The organism is Streptomyces sp. NPDC006326, from assembly GCF_040612915.1.
In the GTDB taxonomy this organism is placed as follows: domain Bacteria; phylum Actinomycetota; class Actinomycetes; order Streptomycetales; family Streptomycetaceae; genus Streptomyces.
The window spans coordinates 162,873-178,010 of record NZ_JBEXRC010000006.1; the positions used below are offsets into that span (position 1 = coordinate 162,873).

At 71.1% G+C, this 15,138-nt stretch carries 13 protein-coding genes; 7 read left to right on the forward strand and 6 right to left on the reverse strand.

Features of this window, described 5'->3' with window-relative positions; translation table 11 throughout:
- Window positions 1–18: 18 nt before the first annotated feature.
- The 6 genes from ABZ128_RS07335 (at window position 19) to ABZ128_RS07360 (ending at window position 7,950) form a co-directional block, all read left to right on the forward strand.
- Entirely contained in the window at window positions 19–1,164 is a 1,146-nt protein-coding gene (locus ABZ128_RS07335; RefSeq protein WP_356846600.1) for a zinc-dependent metalloprotease, read from the forward strand.
- Between the two features lie 233 nt (window positions 1,165–1,397).
- Window positions 1,398–2,417 (forward strand): tRNA lysidine(34) synthetase TilS, encoded by a 1,020-nt coding sequence (gene tilS, locus ABZ128_RS07340; protein WP_356846602.1) that lies wholly within the window; start codon window positions 1,398–1,400, stop codon window positions 2,415–2,417.
- 65 nt (window positions 2,418–2,482) lie between these two features.
- A complete protein-coding gene (gene hpt, locus ABZ128_RS07345; RefSeq protein WP_030010907.1) occupies window positions 2,483–3,043 on the forward strand; it encodes a hypoxanthine phosphoribosyltransferase in 561 nt (186 codons plus the stop codon).
- A 207-nt stretch (window positions 3,044–3,250) separates the two neighbouring features.
- Window positions 3,251–5,275, forward strand: a complete 2,025-nt coding sequence (ftsH, locus tag ABZ128_RS07350; protein WP_356846604.1) for an ATP-dependent zinc metalloprotease FtsH — start codon at window positions 3,251–3,253, stop codon at window positions 5,273–5,275.
- Between the two features lie 112 nt (window positions 5,276–5,387).
- On the forward strand, window positions 5,388–5,996 hold the full coding sequence (folE, locus tag ABZ128_RS07355) for a GTP cyclohydrolase I FolE (protein WP_356846606.1): 609 nt from the start codon (window positions 5,388–5,390) through the stop codon (window positions 5,994–5,996).
- 355 nt (window positions 5,997–6,351) lie between these two features.
- On the forward strand, window positions 6,352–7,950 hold the full coding sequence (locus tag ABZ128_RS07360; RefSeq protein WP_356846608.1) for a PKD domain-containing protein: 1,599 nt from the start codon (window positions 6,352–6,354) through the stop codon (window positions 7,948–7,950).
- Between the two features lie 176 nt (window positions 7,951–8,126).
- Here the strand turns inward: ABZ128_RS07360 and ABZ128_RS07365 are convergent, their stop codons facing one another.
- The 6 genes from ABZ128_RS07365 to ABZ128_RS07390 all read right to left on the reverse strand — a co-directional run bounded on the left by ABZ128_RS07365 (window position 8,127) and on the right by ABZ128_RS07390 (window position 13,751).
- A complete protein-coding gene (locus ABZ128_RS07365; protein ID WP_356846609.1) occupies window positions 8,127–8,615 on the reverse strand; it encodes a DUF3180 domain-containing protein in 489 nt (162 codons plus the stop codon).
- A gap of 60 nt (window positions 8,616–8,675) precedes the next feature.
- Window positions 8,676–9,284 (reverse strand): 2-amino-4-hydroxy-6-hydroxymethyldihydropteridine diphosphokinase, encoded by a 609-nt coding sequence (gene folK / locus ABZ128_RS07370; RefSeq protein ID WP_356846611.1) that lies wholly within the window; start codon window positions 9,282–9,284, stop codon window positions 8,676–8,678.
- Window positions 9,281–9,640 carry a dihydroneopterin aldolase gene (folB, locus tag ABZ128_RS07375; RefSeq protein WP_356846612.1) on the reverse strand — a complete coding sequence of 120 codons (360 nt, stop codon included), beginning with the start codon at window positions 9,638–9,640 and terminating at the stop codon, window positions 9,281–9,283. Before folB ends, folK begins: the two co-directional genes overlap by 4 nt.
- 130 nt (window positions 9,641–9,770) lie before the next feature.
- Window positions 9,771–10,214 carry a nuclear transport factor 2 family protein gene (locus ABZ128_RS07380; RefSeq protein ID WP_356846613.1) on the reverse strand — a complete coding sequence of 148 codons (444 nt, stop codon included), beginning with the start codon at window positions 10,212–10,214 and terminating at the stop codon, window positions 9,771–9,773.
- 52 nt (window positions 10,215–10,266) lie between these two features.
- Complete coding sequence (folP, locus tag ABZ128_RS07385) at window positions 10,267–11,130, reverse strand: dihydropteroate synthase (RefSeq protein ID WP_356846703.1); 864 nt, start codon at window positions 11,128–11,130, stop codon at window positions 10,267–10,269.
- Between the two features lie 767 nt (window positions 11,131–11,897).
- The gene (locus tag ABZ128_RS07390) at window positions 11,898–13,751 is read right to left on the reverse strand and encodes a phosphatidylglycerol lysyltransferase domain-containing protein (protein ID WP_356846614.1); all 1,854 of its coding nucleotides are present in this window, start codon (window positions 13,749–13,751) and stop codon (window positions 11,898–11,900) included.
- A 152-nt stretch (window positions 13,752–13,903) separates the two neighbouring features.
- Between ABZ128_RS07390 and ABZ128_RS07395 the strand changes: the two genes are divergently transcribed.
- Window positions 13,904–15,013, forward strand: a complete 1,110-nt coding sequence (locus ABZ128_RS07395; RefSeq protein ID WP_356846616.1) for an alpha/beta hydrolase-fold protein — start codon at window positions 13,904–13,906, stop codon at window positions 15,011–15,013.
- The last annotated feature ends 125 nt before the right edge of the window (window positions 15,014–15,138 follow it).

The following is a 15,138-nucleotide window of genomic DNA, read 5'->3' on the forward strand; positions in this document are numbered from 1 at the left end:
TCCACGTACGGTTGACGCATGACGAGCATCGGTGGTGCCGAGATGGTCGACTGGAACCTCGCGGTGGCGACCGCGACCCGGCTGGTCCGGCCGGGCCCGGAGGTGAGCCGGGAAGAGGCCCGGGCCGTGGTGGCGGAACTGCGCAGGCATGCCAGGACCTCCGAGCGCCACGTCCGCGAGTTCACGCGGATGATGCCCGAGGGCGTCTCCGTCCCCGACACCCCCGTCCTGGTCGTCGACCGGGCGGGCTGGGTGAAGGCCAATGTCGCCGGCTTCCGGGAGCTCCTCGGACCCCTGCTCGGCAGGATGCAGGACCGCCGGTCGAACACCCCGGGCGGCGCCGTCCTGGGCGCGGTCGGCGGCAAGGTCACCGGCGTCGAGCTGGGCATGCTGCTGAGCTTCCTGGCCTCCCGCGTCCTCGGCCAGTACGAGACCTTCGCGCCGGCCGGCGGCGACCTGCCGGGCTCCGCCGCGGGCGGCGGCCGGCTGCTGCTCGTCGCCCCCAACATCGTGCAGGTCGAGCGCGAGCTGGACGTGCGCCCGCACGACTTCCGGCTCTGGGTCTGCCTGCACGAGGAGACGCACCGTACGCAGTTCAGCGCCGTCCCGTGGCTGCGCGACCACCTCGAAGGGGAGATCCAGACCTTCCTCGGCGCCACCGAGATGGACCCGGCGACCATTCTGGAGCGGCTGCGCGAAGCCGCCCAGTCCTTCGTCGTGGGCCGCCCCGAAGGCGAGCACGGTGACGAGGGCCGCTCCCTGGTGGACCTCGTCCAGACCCCCGAGCAGCGCGAGGTGCTCGGCCGGCTCACCGCCGTCATGTCCCTCCTGGAGGGCCACGCCGACTTCGTCATGGACGGGGTCGGCCCCGAGGTGGTGCCCTCCGTCACCGAGATCCGCGAGAAGTTCCAGCAGCGCCGGGCCAGCGGCGCCGGCCGCCTGGACGCCGCCCTGCGCAAGCTGCTGGGCCTGGACGCCAAGCTGCGCCAGTACCGCGACGGCGAGCGCTTCGTCCGCGCCGTCGTCGGACAGGTCGGCATGGACGGCTTCAACCGGGTGTGGACCTCCCCGAACACGCTGCCGACGAAGGCCGAGATCGCCGCCCCGGCCGACTGGGTGGCCCGCGTCCACCGCAAGGGGAGCGAACAGAGCGAAGGGGAGTGACTCAGGGGGCGTAAACATGTCTCACTGGGGGAAGCAGCGTCACCCGTCCGAGGGACCGTGAGGCGTGGAACGCCGTGCGATGCTCAGGGAACCGCTCGGTTCTGTCACCATCGACGCACTCTGAGTGACAACTCCCTCCCGCGGGGGCTCCCGCGCGGGAGGGCAACCGGCACACCCCGAGCACCACACCCCAACGCCTTCGAGGCATCCGACTCCACCGAAGGGCACCGGACATGGGTCCCCATCCTGCGGTCGCGGCGATACGCCTGGCGGTCCGCCGCGTACTCCACGACGTCCTCACCGATCTCACCGAGCAGACCACGGACGGCGCGCCGCCGCTCGTGCTCGTCGCCTGCTCCGGCGGCGCCGACTCCATGGCGCTCGCCTCCGCACTCGCCTTCGAGGCCCCCAAGCTCGGCATCCGGGCCGGCGGGGTCACCGTCGACCACGGCCTGCAGGCCGGCTCCGACCTGCGCGCCGCCGAGGTCGTCACCCGCATGACCGCACTCCGCCTGGACCCGGTGGAGTCCGTCGCCGTGCGCGTCGGCCGCGACGGCGGACCCGAGGCCGCCGCCCGGGACGCCCGTTACGCCGCCCTGGACGAGGCCGCCGACCGGCTGGGCGCCGCGGCCGTGCTGCTCGGCCACACCCGGGACGATCAAGCCGAAACCGTCCTGCTGGGTCTCGCGCGCGGTTCCGGCATCCGCTCGCTCTCCGGCATGGCGGAAGTGTCGGGCGGCCCCGGCCGCTCCCACCGCTACCGCAGGCCCTTCCTGCAGATCGACCGGCAGACCGCCCGCAAGGCCTGCATGGTCCAGTCGCTGCCCGTCTGGGACGACCCGCACAACATCGACCCCGCCTACACCCGCTCCCGGCTGCGCCACGAGGGACTGCCCGCCCTTGAGAAGGCGCTCGGCAAGGGGGTCGTCGAGGCCCTGGCCCGTACCGCCCAGCTCTCCCGCGACGACGCCGACGCCCTGGACGCCTGGGCCGCCGAGGCCGAGGCCGGCGTACGGGACGCGGACGGCCGGCTGGAGTGCGCCAAGCTGTACGCCCTGCCCCCGGCCGTCCGCCGCCGCGTGCTGCGCAGGGCCGTGGTCGCGGCCGGTTCCCCCGCAGGCTCCCTCTTCGCCCGCCACATCGAGGAAGTCGACCGGCTCATCACCGGATGGCGGGGTCAGGGCGCCATCAACCTGCCCGGACGGGTCGAGGCCCGGCGGCAGGGTGGCAGACTTGTCATCCGGCAGGGCTGATTGGTGCTGAGACACGGCTGAGTCCTCCGGGGCACCCCCCGGAGCCCCGGCCGACAACGAAAGTGATGCGGGTGGACGAGAAGGACATGGGCAACGACCTCCAGTCGGTGCTCATCACCAAGGAAGAGATCGACGCGAAGCTGGCCGAGCTGGCCGCGAAGATCGACGCGGAGTACGCGGGCAAGGACCTGCTCATCGTCGGTGTCCTCAAGGGCGCGGTGATGGTGATGGCGGACCTGGCGCGCGCCTTGTCCACCCCGCTCACCATGGACTGGATGGCGGTGTCCTCGTACGGCGCCGGTACGCAGTCCTCCGGCGTGGTCCGGATCCTCAAGGACCTCGACACCGACATCAAGGACAAGCACGTCCTGATCGTCGAGGACATCATCGACTCGGGCCTGACCCTGTCCTGGCTGCTGTCGAACCTGGGCTCCCGCCAGCCGGCCTCCCTGGAGGTCGTCACGCTGCTGCGCAAGCCCGAGGCCGCCAAGGTCGCGATCGACGTGAAGTGGGTCGGCTTCGACATCCCGAACGAGTTCGTCGTGGGCTACGGCCTCGACTACGCGGAGAAGTACCGCAACCTGCCGTTCGTCGGCACCCTCGCGCCCCACGTCTACGGCGGCTGACACCCCTGGTGTACGAGGGCCCCGGCCGGGGCCCTCGACGGGGAACCCTGGGGCGATCCCCGCCGTTGGAGCAGGGGAAAGCAGTTCTGTCAGCCGTCCCACGAGGCCGCGGGTGACAATACAGGGGTACATTCCGAAGAACAGTCTTTACTCACAGCAGCATTTACCTACGGGCAGGAGGGACGGGGCGCCCGGCGCCCCGTATGGATGGACGTGAAGCGATACTTCCGTGGGCCGGTCATGTGGATCGTGCTGGCCGTCCTCGCCGTGGTCGTGTTGATGAATGTCGTCGGCTCCAGCGGCGGCTACAAGACGGTGGACACCAGCGAGGTCATCAAGGCGATCAACAGTGGCCAGGTGCAGAGCGCCGAGCTCACCACCGGCGACAGTCAGATGATCAAGGTCGAGCTGAAGAAGGACCAGAAGCTCACCGACAACTCCGGCTCGAAGTTCCAGGCCAACTACATCGGGGACCAGGGCGTCCAGCTCGCCCAGAACCTCCAGACCAAGTACGAAGCCGGCCAGATCCCGGACGGCTACAAGGTCGCGCCGGACAAGACCAGCCCGTTCCTGAGCGTGCTGCTCTCGCTCCTGCCCTTCGTCCTCATCGTCGTCGTCTTCCTGTTCCTGATGAACCAGATGCAGGGCGGCGGCTCCCGGGTGATGAACTTCGGGAAGTCCAAGGCCAAGCTCATCACCAAGGACACCCCGAAGACGACGTTCGCCGATGTCGCGGGCTCGGACGAGGCCGTCGAGGAGCTCCACGAGATCAAGGAGTTCCTCCAGGAGCCGGCGAAGTTCCAGGCCGTCGGCGCCAAGATCCCCAAGGGCGTCCTGCTCTACGGTCCTCCCGGCACGGGCAAGACCCTGCTGGCGCGCGCCGTCGCCGGCGAGGCCGGCGTCCCCTTCTACTCGATCTCCGGTTCCGACTTCGTCGAGATGTTCGTCGGTGTCGGCGCCTCGCGCGTCCGCGACCTGTTCGAGCAGGCCAAGGCCAACGCGCCGGCGATCGTGTTCGTCGACGAGATCGACGCCGTCGGCCGGCACCGCGGTGCGGGCCTCGGCGGCGGCCACGACGAGCGCGAGCAGACCCTGAACCAGCTGCTCGTCGAGATGGACGGCTTCGACGTGAAGGGCGGCGTCATCCTGATCGCCGCCACGAACCGCCCGGACATCCTCGACCCGGCGCTGCTGCGCCCGGGCCGCTTCGACCGGCAGATCGCCGTCGACCGTCCGGACATGCAGGGCCGTCTGGAGATCCTCAAGGTCCACCAGAAGGGCAAGCCGGTCGCTCCGGACGTCGACCTCTCGGCCGTCGCCCGCCGCACCCCCGGCTTCACCGGTGCCGATCTGTCCAACGTGCTGAACGAGGCGGCCCTGCTGACCGCCCGCTCGGACCGGAAGCTGATCGACAACCACATGCTGGACGAGGCGATCGACCGCGTCGTGGCGGGCCCGCAGAAGCGGACCCGGATCATGTCGGACCGCGAGAAGAAGATCACCGCCTACCACGAGGGCGGCCACGCCCTGGTCGCGGCGGCGTCCCCGAACTCCGACCCGGTCCACAAGATCACGATCCTGTCCCGCGGCCGGGCCCTGGGCTACACCATGGTCCTGCCCGACGAGGACAAGTACTCGACCACGCGCAACGAGATGCTCGACCAGTTGGCCTACATGCTGGGCGGGCGCGCGGCCGAGGAGCTGGTCTTCCACGACCCGACCACCGGTGCGGCGAACGACATCGAGAAGGCCACGGCGACGGCCCGCGCGATGGTGACCCAGTACGGCATGACCGAGCGGCTGGGCGCGATCAAGTTCGGCGGCGACAACACCGAGCCGTTCCTCGGCCGTGAGATGTCGCACCCGCGCGACTACTCGGAAGAGGTCGCGGCGCTGGTCGACGAAGAGGTCAAGAAGCTCATCGAGACCGCGCACAACGAGGCCTGGGAGATCCTGGTCGAGAACCGCGACGTGCTCGACAACCTGGTCCTCGCCCTCCTGGAGAAGGAGACGCTGGGCAAGGAGGAGATCGCCGAGATCTTCTCGACGATCGTGAAGCGCCCGGCCCGCCCGGCGTGGACCGGTTCCGCCCACCGCACCCCGTCGACCCGTCCGCCGGTGCTCTCGCCCAAGGAGCTCCAGCTGACGAACGCGGCGAACGGCACGTCGGCGGCGAGCGCGCCGGTCGTGTCGGTGGAGAAGGAGCCCTCCCCGGAGGACCGCGCCGAGTAGCCGGTGCCGGACCCGTCCCGGAATGGATGCCGCGCCCCCCAGGTTCTAGCCTGTGGGGGCGCGGCACTTTCATGTGCCCGCATGCGCCAGTGCACACAGGAACGAGGAAAAGATGACGGACCCAGTGACCCTGTCCGGCGACGAGGGCACGATCGGCGAGTTCGACGAGAAGCGCGCCGAGGCGGCGGTCCGCGAACTCCTGATCGCAGTCGGCGAGGACCCGGACCGGGAGGGCCTCCTGGAGACCCCGGCCCGTGTGGCGCGTGCCTACCGCGAGATCCTGGCGGGCCTGTGGCAGAAGCCCGAGGACGTCCTGACGACGGTGTTCGACCTGGGACACGATGAGCTGGTCCTGGTGAAGGACATCGAGATCGTGTCCCTGTGCGAACACCACCTCCTGCCCTTCCACGGTGTCGCCCACGTCGGCTACGTCCCGGCCGAGAGCGGCAAGATCACCGGCCTGTCGAAGCTGGCCCGTCTCGTGGACGTGTTCGCGCGGCGGCCGCAGGTGCAGGAACGTCTCACGACGCAGATAGCCGACTCCCTCATGGCGATCTTGGAGGCTCGCGGAGCCATCGTCGTGATCGAGGCCGAGCACATGTGCATGTCGGTCCGCGGAATCCGCAAGCCGGGTGCCAAGACCACCACCTCCGCGGTGCGCGGCCAGCTGCGTGACCCTGCGACCCGCAGCGAGGCCATGAGCCTCATCCTCGCTCGATAGGCAGGTCGTCGGCGCGACCCGCTTCGGTCCCCTCTGTGACCTCACAGAGGGGACCGCTGTGTGCGGGCCGGCTGGTGGACGTGTCGCCTCAGCAGCAGCCAGACCCGCGGTGGGACCCGCCCGGGCGGTGGCCCGGACGCCGCGTGATCAAACCGTGGCCTGTGCACCCCCGGTCAGGCTTATGACATGTCCGTGCCGATCGGTACGCTGATCGGGCTTTCGAACTTGTTCAATCAGCAACGGAATTGGGGGGCCGGTGCGCAGTCGCCGACTCGTTGTCTCAGCTGCCGCTCTCGCGGTCGGCGTGGGTTTCCTCCCGGGCGCGGCGCAGGCCGCCGGCCCGGCCACGCCCGGGGTGTCTGCACCGCCCCCGGAGGCCGCTCCCGAGGAGTCGGCCGCCGCGGAGAGCGGAACCTTCCGCAGCCCGGGCGAGAAGACGGTCCGTACGGTCCTGCCCTCCGGTGCGGCCAAGGACGGATCGGCGCAGGCCTCCGCCACCACGTCGAACCTCGAACTCGGCATGTGGGCCGACATCAGGACCGCACGCAGCCTTTCCTTCGGCGTCAACCTCTACCAGGGCGCGCCGGTCCCCCACGAGGTCACCGTCGCCTGGGGCGACGGCACGACGCACACGGCCACCGTCACCGGCGGTGAGGTCCTGCGCGACGTCAGGCACACCTACCCCCGGCCCGGCGACTACACCATCACCGTGACCGCGACGGACAGCGTGAACCACGTCCAGGCCGTCAACCAGCTCCAGTTCTCGACAGCGGGCTCCTTCTTCGTGCCGCACGCCCCCACCCGGCTGCTCGACACCCGAGCCGGCGTCGGCGCGGCGAAGGCCAAGGTCGGTGCGTACACGCCGATCAGGTTGAAGATCGCGGGCAGTGCGAAGGCGCCGGCCGGGGTCGCCGCGGTGGTCCTCAACGTCACGGTCACCAACACAACCGCCGCCGGGCACGTCAGTGTCTACCCCTCGGGCAGGAAGCGGCCCGAGAGCTCGAACCTGAACTACGGCACCGGCCAGACCGTCCCGAACCAGGTGATCGTTCCGGTCGGCAAGGACGGGTACGTCGAGCTGTACAACGGCGGCTGGAACGCGGTGGACCTGATCGCGGACGTGACCGGCTACTTCGACCGTACGGCCGCCGACGGCTACACCTCGCTGAACCCGGTCCGCTTCGTCGACACGCGCGAAGGCCTCGGCGCGGCGCGCGGTCAGGTAGCCGGACAGGGCACCTTCGGGGTCCAGATCACCGGCAGGAGCGGCATCCCTGCAGGCGCGACCGCCGTGGCGCTCAACGTGACCGTCACCAACCCGAAGGAGGCAGGCCACCTGACCGTCTTCCCGAGTGGTCAGGCGGCCCCGTCCACCTCCAGCCTGAACTTCACCCCCGGTCAGACGGTCGCCAACTCCGTCATCGTCCCCGTCGGCACTGACGGGAAGATCAACGTCCGCAACGGCGCCTGGGCCGGAACGGACGTCATCGTCGATGTCGTCGGCTACTACGGCGCCGGCAGCAAGGCGGCCTTCACCAGCACGACGCCCGGCATCTGGGAGGGCGCACCGTGGCGGCTGATGGACTCCCGGGGCATGCACCCCGGCAGCTGGCCCTGCCTCGCCGGCGGGTACTTCCCCATGAACATGGACTCCATGAACCGCGGTGATCTCCCCATCGAGGCCTATGTCCTGAATCTCACCGTCGCCGCCACGACCGGAGCGGGCCACCTCTCAGTCGCCCCCGACCCGTACTCGGTGGACGTGTACCGCAACGGGCGCCCGGTCCCGCCGCCCCGGCCCACCTCCTCGGCCCTGAACTGGACGGCCGGCAAGGACGTCTCCAACCTGGTCCAGGCGAAGCCCGGCCCGTACGAGATCGTCGACCTCTGGAACCAGAGCAGCCGGGAGGTCCACTACATCGTCGACTGGTTCGGCGAGTACGACGCCTACTGATCCGCAGGCGGGCTGCCGAAGACCGCGCGGGAAGAGCGTCCGGGCGAGGACTCCATCGCCGCCGGCCCTTGGCCAAGTCCTCGGCGTCGAACTCCAGGGACAGGTCCTCCATCAGCGACGGCATTGGCAGCGCGAGCTGACCTACGACGGACTGCGTGCCGCCGCGGATGCTCGCTCTAGGCGCGGGCCGAGGACTGCGGGGTGGTGTCGTCGTCCTCCGGGAGTTTGAGGACGTGTTCCAGGAACAGGGCGGCGGCGATGACGGCCGCGCCCGCCAGGACCGAGAAACCGGCGTACCAGGCCTGGTCGCGGCGGGCGGGGACCTCCAGGCCGCCGGCCCACAGGAAGACCCCCACGCCGCCGTACATGCCCGCCACGAGGGCCGCCACCAGGGCACTGGCCTGGCCGAAGACGACGGCGCGGGCCGCCATCAGCGGCTCCACGCCCTTGGCGTCCGGCCGGCGCTCGCGCTGGGCCTTGAGGCGGGAGCGGAGCGAGAGGGCCGTGGCCAGCAGGACGACCGCGATGGCGCCCAGGACGATGGGGGCGGCCAGCGGGACGCCGGGCAGCGTCCCGTACGCGCTCCACAGCCGGGCGCCGGCCCAGGACAGGACCCCGGCGACGGCGAAGATCCCCGCCAGAACCGCCGGCCTCAGTTGCTTCACGTGCCCGCTCCCCGCTTCCGTCCTGTTGCCTGTCGGCAGCCGTGCCCAGGCTACTAACGACTACTCGGGCAGGCGGAGTTCCAGGTCCGGGCGCGGCGTGATGCCGGCCGGGCCGATCGCGGCCAGCAGGGCGGCCACCGGGCCGCGGCCAGGGATCCGCGCCTCCGGGTCGATGTCGTGCCACGGGGCCAGGACGAAGGCCCGCTCGTGGGCGCGGGGGTGCGGGAGGGTCAGGACCGGGTCGTCCGAGACCACGTCGGCGTACGACACGATGTCGACGTCGATGGTGCGCGGACCCCAGCGCTCCTCGCGGACGCGGTCGAAGGCCTCTTCGATGGCGTGGCCGCGCTCCAGCAGGGAGGAGGGCGGCAGGGTGGTCTTCAGGGTGATGACCGCGTTCAGGTACGCGGGCTGGGAGCCGGGCTCGACGCCCCACGGCTGGGTCTCGTAGACGGGGGAGACGCCCTTGACCCGCAGGCCGGGGGTGTCGCCGAGGGCGTCGATGGCGCCCTGGAGCGTCTCCAGCCGGTTGCCGAGGTTCGCGCCGAGCGCGATTACGGCCCATTTGGGGTTGGACAGGGTCACGTCGGCCGCGTCCACCGTCTCGACGACGGATGCGGGCACCGGCTGGACGGTGGGGTCGCTCTGGGCGTTCAGTGCGTTGTTCACACGCGGCTCCGGGTGATCGTGATGGTCACGTCGTCGAAGGGGACGGTGATGGGCGCGTCCGGCTTGTGGACGACGACTTCCACCTGTGCCACCGCTTCGTGCTTGAGGCACTGCTGGGCGATCCGCTCGGCGAGGGTCTCGATCAGGTCGACGGGCTCTCCCTGGACCACGTCGACGACCTCCTCGGCGACGACCCCGTAGTGCACGGTCTTCGCCAGGTCGTCGTCCGCCGCGGCGGGGCGGGCGTCGATGTGCAGCACGAGGTCGACGATGAAGGTCTGGCCCTCCTCGCGCTCCCGGGGGAAGACGCCGTGGTGCCCGCGAGCCTTCAGGCCGCGCAGTGCGACACGATCCACGCGAATCACTCCTGCTTTCGTAGGTGCTTCCGGTCCGGGACTCCCCGGATCCATGGGCCTACGCCGAGTGCGGTCGGCGTCGTCCGTCTTCGAATTTACCTGCGAAACGCGCTCGACCCCGCCGGAGGGGTCAGGCGGAGCCCTCCTCTTCGTCCTCCTCGGACTCCGTCAGGACCGGAGAACCGTGGTGGGACCAGAGCCGCCAGCCCTCGGATGTGCGTCGGAACACATTCGTGGCGACGACGAGCTGGCCGACGAGCGGACCGAGCTCCCCGCCGTCCTCGGCGGGCCCGCCGCTGAGGATGTTCTCGGTGCACGTCACCAGTGCGGTGTCGCCTATGACGGCGACCTTGGTGTCGGTGAGGAAGAACTGGATGTAGTCGGTGTGCGACATGATCAGCGCGTACGAGCGCAGGACCTCGCCGCGGCCCGAGAGCACCGGCCAGCCGGGGTGCACGCAGGAGATCTCGTCGTCGAGCCAGAGCGCCGACAGCGTGTCGAAGTCCCCCCGCTCCATGGCCTCGTAGAAGGCCGTGTTGGTCTCCTCGACCGCTTCGACGTCGGTACGGCTCACCGTGCCCCTTTCCAGGCTGTACGGGTCCCACCCGAGGGTCGGATGGGGCGGATCACAGAGCCCCTTCCACGGCGCGGGCCACCCGAACCGCGTCGGCGGTCGCCCGTACCTCGTGGACCCGTACGGCCCAGGCGCCCTGGTGGGCGGCGATGGCGGAGACGGCGGCGGTGGCGGCGTCGCGCTCCCGGGCGGGCGGGGGCGGGGCGTCGGCGGCGCCGGCCAGGACCCGGCCGAGGAATCGTTTGCGCGAGGCGGCGACCAGCAGCGGGAAGCCGAGGGCGCGCAGCTCGGGGAGGTGGGCGACCAGGGCGAGGTCGTGCTCGGCGTTCTTCGCGAAGCCGAGCCCCGGATCGACCAGGAGCCGCTCGGGGGCGATGCCGCCGGCGACGACCGCGTCGATGCGGGCGCGGAGCTCGGCGGTGACCTCCGCGAGGACGTCCCCGTACACGGCGAGGCTGTTCATGTCCTGGCTGAAACCGCGCCAGTGCATCACCACGAAGGGCACCTCGGCCGCGGCGACCGCGGGGATCATGCCGGGGTCGGCGAGGCCGCCGCTGACGTCGTTGACCAGTGCGGCCCCGGCGGCGACGGCCCGGGCGGCGACGGAGGCGCGCATGGTGTCGACGGAGACGGTGACGCCCTCGGAGGCGAGGCCGCGGACCACGGGGACGACCCGGCGCAGCTCCTCCTCCTCGTCGACGCGGGTGGCGCCGGGGCGGGTGGACTCACCGCCGACGTCGACGAGGTCGGCGCCCTGGGCGACCAGGTCGAGGCCGCGCTTGACGGCGGCGGTGGTGTCGAACCAGCGGCCGCCGTCGGAGAAGGAGTCGGGGGTGACGTTCACGACGCCCATGACCCCGCAGCGGTCCCATTCCGGCAGCCCTGCGACCCGGCCCCGGCCGGCGGCCCCGTGCATCGTGTTCATGGTCCCAGGGTAGGGCCGCCACCACTGCCCTGGCCGGGCGGGACGAGCCTCCGGGCCGCTCCGCCCCCGCCCCCGGGCTCGGCCCGGGGCGCAGGCCCCGTCTCCGGGCACCGCCTTGAGCCGGGGTCCCGGACGCGGTTCGTCCCCGGCCCCGCGGCGGGCGCGGTCCGGGCCCCCGCGTCTCGCCGGGCGCGGCCTCGTGGACACGGTTCGGACCCCGGGCCCCACCCCGTCCGGGCGCGGTTCGGCCCCGGCCCCGTCTCCGGCGCGGTCCGAGCCGCGGCCCGTACCGGGCGGTCCCGGCCTTGGCCCCGTAACTGGGCGCGGTTCGGGTTCCGGGCCCGGGGCACGGTCCCAGCCTCGGTCCGGTGGCAGGCGGGGTTCGGGACTCGGGGCCCGTCCCCGGGCGGTGTCGGCTTCGGCCTCGTATCGGGCGCGTCCCAGGGCCAGGCCCTTCCCCCGGCGGGTCCGGGTCCAGGTCCCCGTCCCTGGGCGTGGTTCGGGTCCCGGGCCGTCCCCGGGGTGGTGTTGGCCTCGGCCTCGTTGCGGGGCGGTTCGGGCCCGGGCGCCGCCCGCGCGCGGTCCTGGCTCCGGGCCCCGGGCGCGGTGGCGGTCTCGGGCCGTATGAGGTGCGGGCCCGGGCACGTTCGGCTGGGGTGGGCGTTGGTCGGCGGGCTTCGGGAACGCCGGAGCCCGGCTTCCCGGGGGTGCCGGGGGCCGGGCTTCGGTGCCGGGGGCGTGACCCGCCCGGCCAGGGCTTACGCGGCCTGGACCTCGCGCTCCGCCTGCGCCGGGACGGTGGCGGTCAGGTGGGTGTGGGCGCAGGTGCGCACCGGCTTGGGCCGGCGGCGGGCGGCGAACAGCCGCGGCAGCGCCAGGGTCACGAAGCCCTCGGCCTGCATCGCGGCGAAGCCGATGCGGGGCAGGTCGCGGGTCTGCCGGAAGACGACGAAGCGGGGCTCCCAGCGGGGGCGGAACTTCGCGTTGAACTTGTACAGCGACTCGATCTGGAACCAGCGCGACAGGAACACCAGCAGGCTGCGCCACATCCGCAGCACCGGCCCGGCGCCGATCTTCTCGCCGCGGGCCAGCGCCGAGCGGAACATCGCGAAGTTCAGCGAGACCCGCTCGATGCCCAGCGACGGGGAAGCCTCCAGGGAGGCGACGATGAGCAGTTCGTTCATACCGGGGTCGGCGGCGCGGTCACGGCGCATCAGCTCCAGCGACATGCCGTCCTTGCCCCAGGGGACGAAGTGCTGGATCGCCTTGAGGTCGCCGAAGGGGCTGGTGTCGCCCTCCTCCACGCGGTGGGCGGTGGCGATGAAGCAGTCCCCGTCGCCCGGGTCGCCGACCCGGCCGAGCGCCATGGAGAAGCCGCGCTCGGTGTCGGTGCCGCGCCAGGCCTCGGCGGCGCCGCGCACCTGCTCCAGCTCCTCCTCCGTCAGCTCGCTGACGCGGCGGACCTTGGTGGTGTAGCCGTTGCGCTCGATGCGCTTCACCATCTGGCGGACATTGCGCATGGGCCGGCCGGAGAGGGAGAAGTCTTTGACATCGACAATCGCCTCGTCACCGAGCTCCAGGGCGTCCAGACCGGTCTCGCGGGTCCAGACCTCGCCGCCGGTCTCGCTGCATCCCATGACGGCCGGGGTCCAGGAGTGCGCCTTGGCCTCCTCCATGAAGCGCTCGATGGCGCCGGGCCAGGCCTCGACGTCGCCGATCGGGTCGCCGGAGGCGAGCATCACGCCGGAGACGACGCGGTAGGTGACGGCGGCCTTGCCGCTGGGGGAGAAGACGACGGCCTTGTCGCGGCGCAGCGCGAAGTGGCCGAGCGAGTCGCGCCCGCCGTGCTTGGCGAGCAGCTCGCGCAGCTTCAGCTCGTCGTCGGAGGTGAGCCGGGCGGCCGGGTGCTCGGGGCGGAAGGCGAGGTAGATGGTGGTGAGCGCGGTCAGCATGCCGAGGGCGCCCAGGGAGTAGCCCACCGTCCAGGAGACCCGGCCCGCGTAGTCGACCGGTCCCTCGAAGCCGAACAGGCCGTACACGACGTGGCTGATCTGCTCGTAAATACCCGGATGGCCGACGACACGGCCGGGGTGCGAGTTGACGATGACCAGACCGAGGCCGATGGAGCCGGCGCCCATGAGCACGAAGTTGGCGAGTGCCTTCCAGCGGCTGCGCGGGTCCGGCAGCGCCTTGAATTCACTCTGGTGGCGCACCAGCAGGCCGAGGAGCACCGCCGCGATGACGACCCCGATGACGGAGTGCCGGTACGTGAACTGCGCCACAGCGCCTGCGGGCAGCAGGACCACGGCGGCCCGCCAGGCCCGCCGCTTGCGGCGCTTGAGGCCGTGGGCCAGCAGCAGGAGCAGTACGCCCGCGCTGAGGGCGAGGGCGGCCGCGAAGGGGCCCAGCGAGCCGGGCAGCACCTCGGTCACCGCGTGGATCCGGCTGTGCCGGAAGCGCGGGAAGACTCCCGCGGCGATGTCCAGGAGGCCGACGACCGTTACGGCCGTACCCACCAGGCCGGGCACCGACTCCGGTCGGGGACCACGGAGGATTCGGCGGACCTGCTTCGGAACCTGTCCCGACTTATCGCCATCTATCCTGCTAGACATCGCTTCCCGTTGCTCCGCGAGAGATCATGTGGCCGAAGGCCGCGACAGCCTCCGGGGTGTGGTGCGTCCACTAGGACGACATCGAGGCCGAGCGGGTTCACTCTTCCGTCGAGAAAAACTAGTCCTGCCATCAGAAAGTCGACTGACTGCTCATGGGTCTCACCAGTAATACGGTTCTGGCGCTGGCCATCGTCGCCGGTGTGCTGCTGTTCGCAGCCACGGTGTGGTTCTGGCCCCGGCTCTCGGGCCGCACCTGGCGTGCGCTGCTCGGCCGGATCGGCCTCCTGCTCGCGACCCAGCTGGCGCTGTTCTCCGCAGTCGGTCTGGCGGCGAACAAGTCGTTCTCCTTCTACGGCTCATGGGCCGACCTGTTCGGCCGGCAGACATCGGTCGGCAAGGTCGTCGACCACTCGATGTCCAGCAAGGACATCAAGGTCGTCGACAAGCAGAAGCTCGACGTGCCGGGCGGTGCCCAGCCCCAGGTGGGCGGACAGATCCTGAAGGTTGCCATAACCGGCCAGAAGTCGAAAATAACGAGCCCCGGGTACGTGTGGCTGCCGCCGGAGTACTTCCAGCCGCAGCACAAGGACAAGAACTTCCCGGCCTCCATCGTGCTGACCGGCTACCCCGGCACCGCCGAGAACCTGATCAAAGGGCTGAACTACCCGATGACGGCCTTCAAGCAGGCCAAGGCGGGCAAGATGAAGCCGATGATCCTGGTCATGCTGCGCCCGACCATCGCGCCGCCGCGCGACACCGAGTGCGTGGACATACCGGGCGGCCCGCAGACCGAGACCTTCTTCGCCCAGGACCTGCCGCAGGCCATCCAGGACACCTTCCGGGTCGGCAAGAAGCCCCAGAACCTGGGCTTCATCGGCAACTCCACGGGCGGCTACTGCGCGCTGAAGATCGCCGCGCACTACCCGCAGACCTTCGGCGCGGGCGTGGGCCTGTCCGCGTACTACGACGCGGCGAACGACGCGACGACGGGCAACCTCTTCCAGGGCGACGACAAGCTGAAGAAGCGCGCGGACGTCCTCTACAGCATGGAGCACAAGAAGCCGGCCGGTACGTCCTTCCTCGTGACGAGCAGCCAGACCGGCGAGCCGAACCTGGAGGACACCAAGAAGTTCATCAAGCTGGTCAAGGGACCGGACCGGGTCTCCTCGATCATCCTCGACAGCGGTGGCCACAACTTCAACACCTGGCGTCGCGAGATCCCGCCGATGCTGGTGTGGCTGAGCAGCCGCATCCAGGCCTGACCGACGGCGGGACGGCCCGCCGGCAATGACCGTGACCGGCCCGACCAGGCCGGTCACACGTCGTTCCGGGCCCTGCCGAGCCGGTCCCCGGGGCCTTCCGGGCGACGCGGCCCGCGCGGGCCGCG